Source organism: Pseudomonas sp. PA-1-6B (assembly GCF_021609545.1).
GTDB lineage: Bacteria > Pseudomonadota > Gammaproteobacteria > Pseudomonadales > Pseudomonadaceae > Aquipseudomonas > Aquipseudomonas fluorescens_BV.
Genome location: NZ_WJZM01000031.1, coordinates 1 through 14,252 on the forward strand (window position 1 = coordinate 1; position 14,252 = coordinate 14,252).

Annotated in this window: 15 protein-coding genes; 10 read left to right on the forward strand and 5 right to left on the reverse strand. The window is 59.2% G+C overall.

The features are described from left to right. Window positions 1–217: 217 nt before the first annotated feature. The 3 genes from GIV35_RS15905 to GIV35_RS15915 are packed head-to-tail and all read right to left on the reverse strand — an operon-like array spanning window position 218 to window position 3,799. The gene (locus tag GIV35_RS15905; RefSeq protein WP_032895497.1) at window positions 218–796 is read right to left on the reverse strand and encodes a cob(I)yrinic acid a,c-diamide adenosyltransferase; all 579 of its coding nucleotides are present in this window, start codon (window positions 794–796) and stop codon (window positions 218–220) included. 2 nt (window positions 797–798) lie between these two features. Further along, window positions 799–2,835, reverse strand: coding sequence for a sensor histidine kinase (locus GIV35_RS15910; RefSeq protein ID WP_105228204.1), 2,037 nt, complete (start codon window positions 2,833–2,835; stop codon window positions 799–801). 46 nt (window positions 2,836–2,881) lie between these two features. Beyond that, on the reverse strand, window positions 2,882–3,799 hold the full coding sequence (locus tag GIV35_RS15915) for a putative 2-dehydropantoate 2-reductase (protein WP_223022873.1): 918 nt from the start codon (window positions 3,797–3,799) through the stop codon (window positions 2,882–2,884). 123 nt (window positions 3,800–3,922) lie between these two features. Between GIV35_RS15915 and GIV35_RS15920 the strand changes: the two genes are divergently transcribed. Next, entirely contained in the window at window positions 3,923–4,408 is a 486-nt protein-coding gene (locus GIV35_RS15920) for a YajQ family cyclic di-GMP-binding protein (protein WP_003193880.1), read from the forward strand. A 137-nt stretch (window positions 4,409–4,545) separates the two neighbouring features. Further along, complete coding sequence (locus tag GIV35_RS15925) at window positions 4,546–5,388, forward strand: mechanosensitive ion channel family protein (RefSeq protein ID WP_223022874.1); 843 nt, start codon at window positions 4,546–4,548, stop codon at window positions 5,386–5,388. A gap of 182 nt (window positions 5,389–5,570) precedes the next feature. Here the strand turns inward: GIV35_RS15925 and GIV35_RS15930 are convergent, their stop codons facing one another. Then, window positions 5,571–6,851 carry an OprD family porin gene (locus GIV35_RS15930; protein WP_034128586.1) on the reverse strand — a complete coding sequence of 427 codons (1,281 nt, stop codon included), beginning with the start codon at window positions 6,849–6,851 and terminating at the stop codon, window positions 5,571–5,573. Between the two features lie 740 nt (window positions 6,852–7,591). Between GIV35_RS15930 and GIV35_RS15935 the strand changes: the two genes are divergently transcribed. Together GIV35_RS15935 and GIV35_RS15940 are read left to right on the forward strand one after the other, a co-directional pair. After that, window positions 7,592–8,017 (forward strand): HIT domain-containing protein, encoded by a 426-nt coding sequence (locus GIV35_RS15935; protein WP_198715641.1) that lies wholly within the window; start codon window positions 7,592–7,594, stop codon window positions 8,015–8,017. A gap of 3 nt (window positions 8,018–8,020) precedes the next feature. Beyond that, on the forward strand, window positions 8,021–8,227 hold the full coding sequence (locus GIV35_RS15940; RefSeq protein WP_005790924.1) for a SlyX family protein: 207 nt from the start codon (window positions 8,021–8,023) through the stop codon (window positions 8,225–8,227). Between the two features lie 72 nt (window positions 8,228–8,299). On the opposite strand, the gene GIV35_RS27345 is transcribed toward GIV35_RS15940, so the two are convergent. After that, on the reverse strand, window positions 8,300–8,902 hold the full coding sequence (locus tag GIV35_RS27345; protein ID WP_003193875.1) for a cold-shock protein: 603 nt from the start codon (window positions 8,900–8,902) through the stop codon (window positions 8,300–8,302). Between the two features lie 427 nt (window positions 8,903–9,329). Between GIV35_RS27345 and GIV35_RS15950 the strand changes: the two genes are divergently transcribed. The 6 genes from GIV35_RS15950 (at window position 9,330) to ruvC (ending at window position 14,183) form a co-directional block, all read left to right on the forward strand. Then, window positions 9,330–9,803: a Dps family protein gene (locus tag GIV35_RS15950; protein ID WP_003193874.1), complete on the forward strand. Its 474-nt coding sequence runs from the start codon at window positions 9,330–9,332 to the stop codon at window positions 9,801–9,803. Between the two features lie 180 nt (window positions 9,804–9,983). Then, on the forward strand, window positions 9,984–10,337 hold the full coding sequence (locus tag GIV35_RS15955; RefSeq protein WP_034128584.1) for a ribbon-helix-helix domain-containing protein: 354 nt from the start codon (window positions 9,984–9,986) through the stop codon (window positions 10,335–10,337). A 162-nt stretch (window positions 10,338–10,499) separates the two neighbouring features. After that, entirely contained in the window at window positions 10,500–10,721 is a 222-nt protein-coding gene (locus tag GIV35_RS15960; RefSeq protein WP_003193872.1) for an FmdB family zinc ribbon protein, read from the forward strand. A gap of 108 nt (window positions 10,722–10,829) precedes the next feature. Beyond that, entirely contained in the window at window positions 10,830–12,605 is a 1,776-nt protein-coding gene (aspS, locus tag GIV35_RS15965) for an aspartate--tRNA ligase (RefSeq protein ID WP_005790914.1), read from the forward strand. Between the two features lie 135 nt (window positions 12,606–12,740). After that, window positions 12,741–13,487 (forward strand): YebC/PmpR family DNA-binding transcriptional regulator, encoded by a 747-nt coding sequence (locus GIV35_RS15970; RefSeq protein WP_105228200.1) that lies wholly within the window; start codon window positions 12,741–12,743, stop codon window positions 13,485–13,487. 171 nt (window positions 13,488–13,658) lie between these two features. Further along, window positions 13,659–14,183 (forward strand): crossover junction endodeoxyribonuclease RuvC, encoded by a 525-nt coding sequence (gene ruvC / locus GIV35_RS15975; RefSeq protein ID WP_019821257.1) that lies wholly within the window; start codon window positions 13,659–13,661, stop codon window positions 14,181–14,183. The last annotated feature ends 69 nt before the right edge of the window (window positions 14,184–14,252 follow it).

Here is a 14,252-nt window from a genome sequence, read left to right on the forward strand (position 1 = left end):
CGCCACGCGCCATCCATGGCGCGGGGCGGCTAAACCGGCATCCCTGCCGGTTTACCCCCCAAATCCCTGTCGAATTCCGGCCAGCGTGGTTTAACGGGGCGCCTAAGATCAAAAGCAGATCAAGAGCTGCTCGCTTCGCATCGTGGTTACCGTTGAGCTAACAGAGTTATGTAGATACCTATGCTGTGATAGGGCACTATCAAGCGCCACATAATGGTCAGTGTGGCTTGGCCGCCGCCTGCCACAACACTTCCGCAACGCCTTGGCGTTTGGCAATCACCCTGGCCGCCACAAACAGCAAATCCGACAACCGATTGATGTACGCCAACCCCACACCCTCCAGCGGCTCCACCGCATTCAAGTGCTGACAGCGGCGCTCGGCGCTGCGCGCCAGGCTGCGGCACACATGGGCCTGGGCAATCAAGGCTGAGCCGCCGGGCAGGATGAAATTCTCAAGCGGCCCGACTTCCTCGTTCCAGCGATCAATCGCTGCTTCCAGCCGATCCACTTCCGCCGCATTCAGCGCCTTGTACACCGGCATCGCCAGTTCACCGCCCAAGTCAAACAGACGGTGCTGGCAAGGCGTGAGCACTTCAATCACGTCCTTCAACGCCGGGTGCTTGCCGCTTTGTTCTTCAAGGTTGGCCAGCAGCAGGCCCAGTTGGCTGTTCAGGGTATCCACCTCGCCAATCGCTTCCACGCGTGGATGGTCCTTGGGCACGCGGCGGCCGTCGCCGAGGCCGGTCTCGCCTTTGTCGCCGGTACGGGTGTAGATCTTCGACAGGCGAAAGCCCATGGTCAGTGCTCCAGTTGGGTAAGTTCAGTGGGGGGCAATTGGCTGCCGGCCAAAGGCAGGCGCAAGGTAAAGCAGGTGCCCTGGCCCAGGGTGGAATGCACCTCCATCTGGCCCTTGTGGTTGTTGGTGATGATGAAGTACGACACCGACAGGCCTAGCCCGGTGCCCTGGCCGATTTCCTTGGTGGTAAAGAAGGGTTCGAACGTGCGCTTGCGCACGTTTTCGCTCATGCCGATGCCGTTGTCTTCTACCTGGATTTCTGCCCACGGCGGGTTCAGACGGGTGCGCAGGATAATGCGCCCAGGTTCGCTGTCGTCTTCACGCAGGTGAATGGCTTGTGCGGCGTTCTTCAACAGGTTGAGCAGCACTTGTTCCAGCTCGTTGGCGGTGCCGGGTACCGGGCCCAGTTGCGGATCGAACTGGCGGATGATCGCCTGGCCTTTGAAGTCGAAACCAATGGTCAGGTCGAAGTCGTTGCCAGCGATTTCCACGGCCTGGTCGATCAGCGCCGGCAAATCGCAGGGCGCCATCTGGCGATTGCTGCGGCGGCTGAAGCTGAGCATGTGGGTAACGATTTTCGCGGCACGCGCCCCGGCCTGCTGAATGCCGTCGAGCAATTGCGGGACTTCGCGGCCTTGCAGGTATCGGTTGACCGTCTCCAGCTCGATGCCCACCTGTTCGGCAAGTTCCAGGTTCTTGGGCAGCTCGGGGGACAGGCGCCGGCGAATGTTCTGCACGTTATGCAGGATCGCGCCCAGCGGGTTGTTGATCTCATGGGCCATACCTGCAGCCAGGCCGCCCACGGAGAGCATTTTTTCCGATTGCACCATCATTTCTTCCAGGGACAGGCGCTGGGTGATGTCGTCGATTCGGATTACCACTCCGCGCCCGGCGCCGCCCATCAACGGGTAGAACGTCAGCGCGTAATGCTTGGGCTCGTCGTCCTTGATCCAGGTGACCCGCTCAATCCGCTCCACCGTGTGTTGCTCCACGGTGGCCTTGATCTGTGGCAGGTACGGCTTGAGCGGCTGGAAGGCCAGGAAAACCGGCTGGTTCAGGGCTTCGTCCAGGCGAGTGCCGGATAGGGCGGTGGCTTCCTGGTTCCACTGGGTAACGTAGAGTTGTTCATCCAGGGCGATCAGCGCCGAGGGCATCGAGTCGATAATGCTGTTCAGGTAGTTCTGGAAGCCCGTGAGCTTTTTCTCGATCTTGCTGCGTACCTGGACTTCCAGTTCCAGCTTGCGGTTGGTATGCCGGGTTTCTTCGGCTAGGCCCTGAGCCTGGTCATACGCAGCCTGGGAGTCGTCGCGCGCGCGTTTGAGCTGCTGCTCACGGGCTTCGATGCGCGACAACATGGTGTTGAACGCTTCGGCCAGGCTGCCGATTTCATCACGGTTGCCACGCCCGGCGCGTAAAGCGTAGTTCTCCTCGCGGGTCACCTGGCGGGACAGTTCTTCAAGTTCATGAATCGGCCGTGTGATCAGGCGTTTGATCTGCCGGGCGATGACCAGCCACAACAACACACTGAAAATCAGGATGCCCAGGCTGGCGGTCAGCGTGCCGGTATAGAACGCCATCGGCAGCTCACTGCTGGCCACCAGCAACAAATGCCCCGAAGGCTGAGTGCCACGGGGCAGGGTGATGACCTGGTTGCTGCGAAATTCAGTGAGGCGCCACGCTTCGATATGCCGGTAGTGGTCCGGCAGGTGCAGGCGGTCGCCGTGCTGCATCTGCGCCAGGCGGTTGCCTTCGCCATCGTACAAAGCGGCGGCGCGCAACGGTGAATAGCTGGTCAGTTCATTGAGCAGCGCCTCGGCCTTGGTCGGAGACTCAAGGGCCTCGGCGGCAAGCGCGGGGTTGGACACCAGTCGACCAATGGACTGCAAGGCCTGGGGGGCCATGCTTTCCTGGGAGATCCAGTAGGCGGCGCTGATAAACGTCAGGTTGGCCACCAGCAATACGGTGGTCAACAACACCAGCAGGGCCGCCAGCAGTTTCTGCCCTACCGGTAGATTTTCAAGACGCTGGCGCAGTGGCATCAGGGGTTTCCCAGGTGATAGACAGGTAGGCAGGGTAGCGCGTGCCTCAGTCGCTGGCCAATCCGCGTGCGCGCAGATATTCGACCAGGCGCGCTTGCAACTGTTGCAGGTGCGGCAACACCAATTGATGGCGGGCCGCCGCTTGGCAGGCATAGCCCAGCAGGTAGCTGATCTCGGTACGTCGGTGGTTGGCCACGTCCTGGTGCATGGACGAGTAATTGGCCGCCGTGGCCTGGATCACCCGCTGCACTTCGCTGTGCAGGTCCTGTGCGGCAGCAGGCTGGCCGCAGCATTCCAGCAGCTCGGCCAATTCAGCGCACAAGGTTGCCACTTCACACGCGTGGGCTTGCAAACCGCCGTTGCGGCACTGGTAAAGCACGGTCAGCGGGTTGATGGCGCAATTGAGCGCCAGCTTGCGCCACAGGCGCGTCAGGATATCACTGGCCCAATCGTGGGGAATGCCGGCCGCTTGCAGGTCGTCCAGCCACAGCGGTGGCGTGGGGTGGCCCGCATCCCCCAGCCAGGTGTAACCATGGCCGGCAAATACCACCCGCCAGTCGCCTTCGCGAAACGCGCCTTCGGTACTTGAGGCATAGATGCAACGGGCCAACGGCACTTGTGCAGCCACTGCGTCCTGGCTGCCAAGGCCGTTTTGCAGCAGGATCAGTTCGGCGTCGGGCGCCAGTCGATGATGCAACTGGGCGATAGCGCTTTGAGCATCGTAGGCTTTGCACGCGACCAGCAGGCGATGAATCGGCTCCGGGCTGTCAGGCGTTTCACCGACTACCGGGTAAGTCTGTTCCACACCCTGCTCGACCAGGGTCAGCCCTTGGCCGGCTCGATAGTCGGCCAGGCGCGCCTCATTGCGCAGGATCAGCCTGACGGGCACGCCTGCGCGCGCCAGACGCGTGGCCCAGAGGGTGCCCAGGCTGCCGGCGCCAAGAATATGCCAGGGGGTCGACATCAGTGTGTACTCCATAAGGTCGCCAGCGGTGAACGGCGCGAAAGAACCGCTATAATGCCCCGGCATTTTAGCTCGGGCGCGCTCCATCTTTACTGAGCCCGCCCCTTATATTGGAGAAATCACATGCCTTCGTTCGACGTGGTATCTGAACTGGACAAACACGAAGTCACCAACGCCGTCGAGAACGCCGTCAAGGAACTGGACCGTCGCTATGACTTGAAAGGCAAGGGCAGCTTCGAATTCAAGGAAAAGGAACTGACCGTCAACCTGACCGCTGAAGCCGATTTCCAGCTGGAAGCGATGATCGAGATCCTCAAGCTGGCCCTGGTCAAGCGCAAGATCGACGTGCAGTGCCTGGAGGTCAAGGACGCCTACGCCTCAGGCAAACTGATGAAGCAGGAAGCCGTGCTCAAGGAAGGCATCGACAAAGAGCTGGCCAAGAAGATCGTGGCGCACATCAAGGACGCCAAGCTCAAGGTCCAGGCCGCCATCCAGGGCGAGCAGGTTCGCGTCACCGGCAAGAAGCGTGATGACCTGCAAGAGGCTATCGCAGCCCTGCGCGCCAAGACCTTCGACATGCCGCTGCAGTTCAATAACTTCCGCGACTGATGGCACTTTGGGGAACCTGTGGGCACTTTTGACGTCCGACGCCCCAAGCATCATTGCCTACAATTGAGCCCTTCGGGGCTCAATTGCGTTGTCAGGCAGTCAATACAGCCTTATCGCCGCACAATAGGAGAAAGTAGATGGATTTGAACGCTGAAATGGATCACCTGATCAAGACCTCCCAGTCTTGGCTTCCCATGATCATGGAATACGGCAGCCGGGTATTGCTGGCGTTGGTCACCCTGGCCATTGGCTGGTGGCTGATCAATGTTTTGACTCACCGCGTGGGCCGTCTGCTGGCGATGCGTAATGCGGACTTGGCACTGCAGCACTTCATCACCAACCTTGCGAACATCGCGCTCAAAGTCATGCTGGTGGTCAACGTGGCCTCGATGATCGGTGTGGCTACCACCTCGTTCGTGGCGGCGATCGGTGCCGCTACCCTGGCTATCGGCCTGGCCTTGCAAGGCAGCCTGGCGAACTTTGCCGGCGGCGTGCTGATTCTGTTGTTCCGACCGTTCCGTATCGGTGACTGGATCGAAGCCCAGGGGACCTCGGGTACCGTCGACAGCATCCAGATCTTCCACACGGTACTGCGTACCGGCGACAACAAGACGGTGATTATTCCCAACGGCAGCCTGTCCAACGGCCTTATCACCAACACCAACCGCCAGCCGACCCGCAAGGTTGTGTTTGACGTGGGTGTGGACTATGAGGCGGACCTGCAGAAGGCCCGTGAAGTGCTGCTGGCTTTGGCTGAAGACCCGCGTGTACTGAAGGACCCTGCCGCCGTGGCGGTGGTGTCGACCTTGGGCGACAGTTCCATCACTGTCTCCCTGCGTTGCTGGACCAACACCCCGGATTATTGGGATGTGGTGTTTATGCTCAATGAACTGGCGCGTGACCGTTTGAAAGCAGCCGGGATTGATATTCCGTTTCCGCAACGGGTTATTCGGGTGATGCAGGAAAGTGCGCCGAAGTAACTTGGCGTGATGCTATCGAAGTTGGCCGAAAGGTCAGCTTTGAAAAACTAGTTACTTAGCTTGCTAGTTGTTTTGTTGATTGAAATAAAACTGCAATAAAAAAGCCGCTCCCTGTTTAAACAGAGGAGCGGCTTTTTGTTTAAGGCCGAGGCCTCAAGTCATCGTTGTAATTGAACCGGCAATTACAAGATGTTCAGCGGGTAGTTGGCGATCAGACGCAGCTCGTCGATCGACGGCGAACCGTAGTACACGCCATCACCGGAACGGTAAGTCGCTTGACGCAGGCGCAGGCTCAGGTCTTTTGCCGGGCCGCTCTGGATCACGTACTTGGCTTCGATGTCGCGTTCCCACTCTTTGCCATTCGAGGTGGTGCCCGTATTGGCGCCGCTACCGGTTACATAACGGGTCATGAAGCTCAGGCCCGGAATGCCGAAGGTTGCCATGTTGATGTCATAACGCGCCTGGTAGGACTTTTCGCCTTCGGCGTTGAAGTCGGAACGGGCGATGGAGTTGGCCAGGAACACCGTGCCGCCGCCGTCTACGCCGTAACCGTAGTCGCCGTCACCGGTGACTTTCTGGGCTGCCAGGGTGAAGGTGTGAGCACCGATGGTGTACGCGCCCTGCAAGCTGAAGGCGCGGTTGTCGAGCTTGGTCACGCCATCTTTCTCTGCGCGTTGCAGGCCGGCGCCGTCGCTCTTGGTGTCGTAGATGTTGAAGTCCAGGGCGAACGACTGATCATCGCTCAGGGCGTGGGTCCAGTTCAGGTTGCTGTAGTACTTGCGGAAGTAATCTTCGGTTTTCGCGTAGTACAGGCTGCCGGTGACTTCTGGAGTGAAGGCATACACACCGCCGACAAAGTCGGTTTTGGTCAGGCCCAGGCTGTCGTGGTAGGTCTGGTTCTGCGCGACGCTGGAAGTGAAGTGACCGCCTTCAAGCTTCAGGCCTTTGATTTCGTTGCTGGTGATGGAGATACCTTGTGGCAGCTCCGGCAGCAGGCGGCTGTCGTCGGAGGCAAACACTGGGGCTGTGGTGTATTGGTCACCGACTTTCAGCACAGTGTTGGAGATGCGGAACTTGACCGCGCCGCCGCCTTTGGAATAGTCATCTTGCGAGCGACCGTCGGAACCGGTTGGGAACAGGCCGGTGCCGGCGCGGCCCTTGCCGCTGTCGAGCTTGACGCCCATCAGGCCGATCACGTCGACACCGACACCAATGGTGCCTTGGGTGAAGCCCGATTCGTACAGGGCATTGAAGCCCAGGCCGGTTTCTTCAGCACGGCTCTTGGAGCCTGGGCCCGACGGGTTGTTACGGAAGTCACGGCTGAAGTACAGCGCGCGAGTATTGATGCTGAACGTGCTGTCTTCAACAAAGCCCTTGGAATCGTCCTGGGCGGACGCCATTGCGAACTGCGAGGTGCCTGCTGAAACAGCCAGGGCGATCATGCTCCACTTCATCACGCGCATCGTGATTTGCTCCTTTGGTTTTAGGAAGAGTACTGCCGTCCCACCTGTATTTTTATCTGGGCGGCTCTTTCTTTTTGTGTCGGCGCAAAGTTATCTCACGCAGACCCTATTGACGATACTTACTCAATTATCCTTTCAGCTTCTTTACGAGGCTGTCGTAAATCGCTAGATCCATGTCGCAAATTCACAGCCAGAAATGTATCCAGGCTGACAACTTCAATGCTGTTTTCAGACTTCTTTCAAAGTTTGAACGCATCCCTGATACACATTGAAACGCCACTATTTTTATCGCGAAACACCTGTGTCCAAACGGGTGTCGTTGCCGACGATATGGGGGTGAATGCAACAAGCGTGCTCAAACCACTTACCGAATGTCATTTTTTCGTGAAAAGTGTGATGAACCTGTAAAAACCGCATAAGCACGGGGGGTTTACGCCATTTCGGTTGGGCTTGACGCCAGGGTGTTACCCCGGTTCGGTGGTACCTGAATCCTGTACCTGGGTAAAACGTTACCGGTTGACCCTTATCAGTGGGTAATCGGCGGATCCCTTTGAGGCACAGGTGGGTCATTTTGGTGCATCCCGTTGAGGCCCGGCCTAGCGTTGCTCACCTGGGCTATTGCCTCTAAAGGGTGCATTTTTTTGCCTGGTTGCCTCAAGGCCGCCAGCATTGCCCGTGAAGCCTTGGGCATTCGAAGGTATGCTGGGCACCTGTTACCGAACTGCCGAACGGAGTGCCACGTGTTCGCCTTAGATCAACGCCTGCAACAAGATACCTTGGCCATTGGGGACTTCCCGCTCTGTCGCCTGCTGCTGTCCAATGACGCCAATTACCCCTGGTTCATCCTGGTGCCGCGCATCGAAGGTATCAGCGAAGTGTTTCAACTGGATGTCGCAGATCAACAAACCTTGTGGCAAGAAACGACGGCCCTGGCGCAGCTGCTTAACGACGGGCTGGCGGCCGACAAGATGAACATCGGCGCGCTGGGTAACGTGGTCAGCCAGTTGCATGTGCATGTGATTGTGCGCAAGCGCGACGACGCCGCCTGGCCAGCCCCCGTTTGGGGCAAGCATCCAGCCCGGCCCTACACCGAAGAGCAGGTGGCCGCGATTCGCAGCCGATTGCGTGAGCTATTGCCTGCCGACTTCATCTTTACCCAGGACTGAACCATGGACCTGCAAGAACGCGTCACCGACCTGGAAAGCCGCCTGGCCTTCCAGGACGACACCATTGAGACCCTCAACGACATCCTGGTCACCCAGCAGCGGGCCGTCGAACGTCTGCAATTGCAAATGACTGCATTGCTCAAGCGCCAGGAAGAAATGGGCGGGCAGTTCGAGTCATCCGAAGAGGAAGCGCCGCCGCCACACTATTGAGTGCGCAAGCAATAAAAAAACCGCGACCCAGCCAAGGCTGGATCGCGGTTTTTTTTGCTGCGAGGGCTGGGATCAGCGACGCGGCAGGGCAGCGATGACATCTTCGGCTTGCAGGCCCTTGTCACGGTTCATTACCGAGAACTCTACGCGCTGGCCTTCGACCAGGACGCGATGGCCTTCGCCACGAATGGCTCGGAAGTGGACGAAGATATCGTCGCCCGAGTCGCGGGAAATGAAGCCGAAGCCCTTGGAGGTGTTGAACCACTTGACGGTCCCGGTATCCCGGTTGGTCATGTCATAGTTTTGCGACGCGGCCGCTGGAGACGAGCGGTAGAAGCTGATGGCCAGGTGAAGAACGATGGCGACCACAGCGATCACCAGGCTGAGCAGGATGGCCGGATGGCCCCCGACTTCAGGCATGGGCGCCAGGAGGGTGAGGGTTTGTACGACAACAGTCAGCACCAGCAGCGCACTGACCAGGTTTTGCAGTTGATGACGCGTGCCTTTGTTCCAGTAAGGGATTACCGGTGCGAGCGTCAGGTTAAGAAGGCCGAACAAGGCCAGGTACAGGGCGTCGTGTTGTTCCAGGTAGGGCAGGCTTTCAGGCTGCAGGCTCGGAATAAAGGACAGCAGCAAGGCTGCAACGCCCGTTAGCAGGTGGACGATTTTCAACATTTTGGTTAACTCACGTTAAGACGGATCACAAGGAAGAGCTGACTGGCACGGTTCGCTTCTGAACAATGGGAGGCGTTGAGCACGTGCGCGGGTATCAGCCTATGTGACGTGCCGCAGGAATAAACGGCAGCCACACCGCGTCTATTTAACAGCAAAGGCTGTGCCTACTCAAATCAAGCATTTCGGGGTGTTGCCACGGCCACGGCATTTCTGCGTCAAACGCTTGTCCTAGACAGGTGCGGGATTTTTTAAGTGGTGGCCTAGACCCTTCCTACAGGTAAACAGGCTTGCCAAGTCAGATCCCGCAGGCGGTGCGGGGCGATTTGCCGCATGCCGCCCGAGTGTGTCGGGCTGCACGTGGCGCACTCTCTTGCTAGAGTGGAGCTGCACCTGATCAATGAATGCTCGTCAATTGAAGGGGAAACACATGGCAATCGATATTGGTATCAGTGAAGAAGACCGTAAATCCATCGTCGACGGACTTTCCCGCCTGCTCTCCGATACCTATGTTCTGTATCTGAAGACCCACAATTTCCATTGGAACGTCACAGGCCCCATGTTTCGTACGCTGCATCTGATGTTCGAAGAGCAGTACAACGAGCTTGCGCTGGCAGTGGACTCCATTGCCGAGCGTATCCGTGCCCTGGGCTTCCCGGCGCCGGGTGCCTATTCGATTTACGCCCGCCTGTCTTCCATCAAGGAAGAAGAGGGTGTGCCGAGCGCCGAAGAGATGATCAAGCAGTTGGTGGCCGGCCAGGAAGCGGTCACGCGTACCGCGCGAGGCATCTTCCCATTGCTCGACAAAGTCAGTGATGAGCCGACGGCGGACCTGTTGACCCAGCGTATGCAGGTTCATGAGAAAACCGCGTGGATGCTGCGCTCCCTGCTCGAAAACCAGTAATTGTCGAACCCAGGCGGCGCCTTTTCGGCGCCGCCTGCTGGTTTCCCTGCGCTTCCTGGCGTTGTCCTACAACTAACAACTCCCCGTCTTCTGGCTGCGCTGCGCTGGCTGCTGTTTTATAGGCCATCGTCCAATGGGAGAAGCCCATTGGCTGCTGTTTGGCAATGGAGTGTCAGGTGTATGTCACGTGGAGTGGGTAAGGGAATGATGGAAGCCTGTGGTTTTCACAAGATAAAGGTCGACCCTTTTACCAAGGGTTTTGATATGGGGCTGGCCAAGCCACTGTCCCGTTCGGTCAGGCTCAATGGGTTTTCTACCTGCCTGCGGCTTGAACAGATCTATTGGAATATCCTGACGGAAATCGCCAGGCTCAATACCTGTTCGGTCAGTGCGCTGTTGTCCTATGTCGATCGGGAAGTGCATTTGCGTTACGGAGGCGTGAAGAACTTCAGTGGGCTGGTGAGGGTGGTGTGCGTGGTTCACGTCCTCAAAGGCCGGGGCGCTCTCACGTCCGGGGATACGCTCGCGCAGTAGTCCGATGGCCGGCCCTTCAGCCCGACGGGCCCGGTCCTGGGCACAAAGCCGGCTGCGCTGTGTTGATTTACCAGATATAATCCCGCGCTTTGCTGCGCATGCCGGGCTTTATGCACAGGGCAGGGCGTGGCGCTGTAACGATCTGATCGCCGAGACATCTCCATGCCCATGTACGACTATCAATGCGCTTCCTGTGGTCATCAGTTGGAAGCCATTCAGAAGATCAGCGCCGCGCCGCTGGTCGATTGCCCTGCCTGCCAGGCACCTGAGTTGAAGAAGATGTTGTCCATGCCGGGCTTCCGCCTGAGCGGCAGCGGCTGGTACGAGACTGATTTCAAGACCGGTGCCAAGAAGAACCTGGCCGGCGGCGACAAAGCAGACTGAGTTGAACTCTACGCGCAGGCTCCTGCATTATCCGTCCCCTGCTTTAATGTGCGGTGACGAGGCGGGCCTGCCACCGAATTTCGAATTACGAGAAGTGAAACCACGACCATGATGCGCAGCCACTATTGCGGCCAACTGAACGAGACCCTGGAAGGTCAGGAAATCACCCTTTGCGGATGGGTTCACCGTCGCCGAGACCACGGCGGGGTGATCTTCCTCGATATCCGTGACCGTGATGGTCTGGCCCAGGTAGTGTTCGACCCGGACCGCGCCGAAAGCTTCGCCGCCGCCGACCGCGTGCGCAGCGAATACGTAGTGAAGATCACCGGCAAGGTACGCCTGCGTCCGGCCGGTGCCGTGAACAAGAACATGGCGTCCGGCGGCATCGAAGTGCTGGGCTATGAGCTGGAAGTGCTGAACGAGTCGGAAACCCCGCCGTTCCCACTCAATGAATACTCCGACGTGGGCGAAGAAACCCGCCTGCGCTACCGCTTCCTGGACTTGCGTCGTCCGGAAATGGCCGAGAAGCTGCGCCTGCGCTCGCGCATGACCACCAGCATCCGCCGCTTCCTGGATGAAAACGGCTTCCTCGACGTCGAAACGCCGATCCTCACCCGGGCCACCCCGGAAGGCGCGCGCGACTACCTGGTACCGAGCCGTACCCATGCCGGCAGCTTCTTCGCCTTGCCGCAATCGCCGCAGCTGTTCAAGCAACTGCTGATGGTGGCCGGTTTCGACCGCTACTATCAGATCGCCAAGTGCTTCCGTGACGAAGACCTGCGCGCTGACCGCCAGCCGGAATTCACCCAGATCGACATCGAGACCAGCTTCCTCGATGAAAAAGAGATCATGGGCCTGACCGAGCAGATGATCCGCAACCTGTTCAAGGAAGTGCTGGACCTGGAGTTCGGCGAATTCCCGCACATGACCTTCGAAGAAGCCATGCGCCGCTACGGTTCCGACAAGCCAGACCTGCGTAACCCGCTGGAACTGGTGGATGTGGCCGACCAGCTCAAGGACGTCGACTTCAAGGTGTTCAGCGGCCCGGCCAACGATCCTAAGTGCCGCATCGCCGCCCTGCGCGTGCCTGGCGGCGCGAGCATGCCGCGCAAGCAGATCGACGACTACACCAAGTTCGTCGGCATCTACGGTGCCAAGGGCCTGGCGTACATCAAGGTCAACGAGCGCGCCAACGGTGTCGACGGCCTGCAATCGCCGATCGTGAAAAACATCCCTGAAGCCAACCTGAACACGATCCTCGATCGCGTCGGTGCGGTTGACGGCGACATCGTGTTCTTCGGTGCCGACAAGGCCAAGATCGTCAGCGAGGCCCTGGGCGCGCTGCGTATCAAGCTCGGTCACGACCTGAACCTGCTGACCTGCGAATGGGCGCCGATGTGGGTTGTGGACTTCCCGATGTTCGAAGAGAACGACGACGGCAGCTTCAGCGCCTTGCACCACCCGTTCACCGCACCGAAGTGCTCCCCGCAAGAGCTGGAAGCCAACCCTGCAGGCGCGCTGTCCCGTGCCTACGACATGGTGTTGAACGGTACTGAACTGGGTGGCGGTTCGATCCGTATCCACCGCAAAGAGATGCAACAAGCGGTATTCCGCCTGCTGGGCATCAACGAAGCGGAACAGGAAGAGAAATTCGGCTTCCTGCTCGACGCCCTGAAGTACGGCGCGCCGCCGCACGGTGGCCTGGCGTTCGGCCTGGACCGTCTGGTGATGCTGATGACCGGCGCCCAGTCGATCCGTGAAGTGATCGCCTTCCCGAAAACCCAGAGCGCTGCGGACGTCATGACCCAGGCTCCGGGTGTGGTGGATGCCAAGGCACTGCGCGAGCTGCACATCCGCCTGCGCGAGACGCCGAAGGCTGAGTAAGGCTGCTGCGTGAAAGCGCGATAAGGTAGCAGGCAGTCAAAAAGGCGCATCTTCGGATGCGCCTTTGCGTTTAAAAGAGGGAAATCTCGCCGGGTGCGGGATTGATAAGGTTTCTAGAGAATTCGGAGTTGTGTTATGGCTGGCCATTCCAAGTGGGCGAACATCAAGCACCGCAAAGAGCGTCAGGATGCCAAGAAAGGCAAGATCTTCACCAAGTGGATTCGCGAACTGACCGTCGCGGCCCGGCAGGGGGGCGGTGACCCGGGCTCCAACCCGCGTCTGCGCCTGGCGCTGGACAAGGCGCTGGGCGCCAACATGAGCCGCGACATCATTGACCGCGCCGTGGCCCGTGGCGCCGGTGCGGCCGATACCGACGACATGGTCGAGCTGACCTATGAAGGCTACGGCCCGGGCGGCGTCGCGGTGATGGTCGAATGCATGACCGACAACCGCAACCGTACCGCGGCAGCCGTGCGTCATGCGTTCAGCAAGTGCGGTGGTAACCTCGGCACGGATGGTTCGGTGGCCTACCTGTTCGAGCGCAAGGGGCAGATCACCTTCGCACCGGGCACCGATGAAGACGCGCTGATGGAAGCCGCGATGGAAGCGGATGCCGATGACGTGGTCACCAACGAAGACGGCTCCATCGATGTGTTCACCTCGTTCGCCAGCTTCTATGCCGTGCGTAATGCCCTGGAAGCCGCCGGTTTCAACGGCACCGATGCGGAGATCGTGATGCTGCCGACCACCAGTGCCGAACTGGACCTGGACGGTGCGCAGAAGGTGCTGAAGCTGCTGGACATGCTTGAAGACCTGGATGATGTGCAGAATGTGTATTCGAATGCCGACATCCCTGAGTCTGTGGCCGAACAGCTCGCTTAAGAACGATGAGTATTCACTGTGGGAGCTGGCTTGCCTGCGATAGCATCACCTCGATTTGACAGAAGCACCGAGGTGCCCGCATCGCAGGCAAGCCAGCGCCCACAGGGGTTCTATGCTGTTACACAAATGTGTGCCTGGCACATACCGTTGTAAATCCAACCCGCAGGCGTTATGACTTTAATCCTAGGTATCGACCCCGGTTCGCGCATCACCGGTTTTGGCGTGGTGCAGCAGACCCCACGCGGCTGTGTGTACGTCGCCTCGGGCTGCATCCGCACTGGCGCAGGGGAATTGGCCGAGCGGCTGCAGATCGTCTATCGCGGCGTACGTGAAGTCATCCAGACCTACGGCCCGGTCACCATGGGCATAGAGAAAGTCTTCATGGCCAAGAATGCCGACTCGGCGTTGAAGCTCGGCCAGGCCCGTGGCGCTGCCATCGTGGCAGGTGCCGAGGAGGGCATGGAGATCGCTGAATACACCGCGACCCAGGTCAAGCAGGCCGTGGTCGGCACCGGGGGCGCCAACAAGGAGCAGGTGCAAATGATGGTCATGCACATGCTCAAGCTCACTTCAAAGCCGCAGATCGACGCCTCGGATGCCCTGGCCATCGCCATTTGCCATGCCCATACCCGCTCCAGCCTGTTGCCTCACGGCTTGGGCGCAGCACGTAGTCGTGGCGGGCGCCTGCGTCTCTGATAGCATCAGCGCAATCGTTATTTTTGCGGTCAGGCTCCGATCTGACCCCCAAGCTTTAAGGATCTGAAC

What these genes read in the sequence shown, in the direction of transcription:
- GIV35_RS15905 (WP_032895497.1), bottom strand. Translation starts at nt 796, where the DNA reads ATGGGCTTTCGCCTGTCGAAGATCTACACCCGTACCGGCGACAAAGGC.
- aspS (WP_005790914.1), top strand. Translation starts at nt 10,830, where the DNA reads ATGATGCGCAGCCACTATTGCGGCCAACTGAACGAGACCCTGGAAGGT.
- GIV35_RS15930 (WP_034128586.1), bottom strand. Translation starts at nt 6,851, where the DNA reads ATGCGCGTGATGAAGTGGAGCATGATCGCCCTGGCTGTTTCAGCAGGC.
- GIV35_RS27345 (WP_003193875.1), bottom strand. Translation starts at nt 8,902, where the DNA reads ATGTTGAAAATCGTCCACCTGCTAACGGGCGTTGCAGCCTTGCTGCTG.
- GIV35_RS15960 (WP_003193872.1), top strand. Translation starts at nt 10,500, where the DNA reads ATGCCCATGTACGACTATCAATGCGCTTCCTGTGGTCATCAGTTGGAA.
- GIV35_RS15915 (WP_223022873.1), bottom strand. Translation starts at nt 3,799, where the DNA reads ATGTCGACCCCCTGGCATATTCTTGGCGCCGGCAGCCTGGGCACCCTC.
- GIV35_RS15925 (WP_223022874.1), top strand. Translation starts at nt 4,546, where the DNA reads ATGGATTTGAACGCTGAAATGGATCACCTGATCAAGACCTCCCAGTCT.
- GIV35_RS15940 (WP_005790924.1), top strand. Translation starts at nt 8,021, where the DNA reads ATGGACCTGCAAGAACGCGTCACCGACCTGGAAAGCCGCCTGGCCTTC.
- GIV35_RS15970 (WP_105228200.1), top strand. Translation starts at nt 12,741, where the DNA reads ATGGCTGGCCATTCCAAGTGGGCGAACATCAAGCACCGCAAAGAGCGT.
- GIV35_RS15920 (WP_003193880.1), top strand. Translation starts at nt 3,923, where the DNA reads ATGCCTTCGTTCGACGTGGTATCTGAACTGGACAAACACGAAGTCACC.
- ruvC (WP_019821257.1), top strand. Translation starts at nt 13,659, where the DNA reads ATGACTTTAATCCTAGGTATCGACCCCGGTTCGCGCATCACCGGTTTT.
- GIV35_RS15950 (WP_003193874.1), top strand. Translation starts at nt 9,330, where the DNA reads ATGGCAATCGATATTGGTATCAGTGAAGAAGACCGTAAATCCATCGTC.
- GIV35_RS15955 (WP_034128584.1), top strand. Translation starts at nt 9,984, where the DNA reads ATGTCACGTGGAGTGGGTAAGGGAATGATGGAAGCCTGTGGTTTTCAC.
- GIV35_RS15910 (WP_105228204.1), bottom strand. Translation starts at nt 2,835, where the DNA reads ATGCCACTGCGCCAGCGTCTTGAAAATCTACCGGTAGGGCAGAAACTG.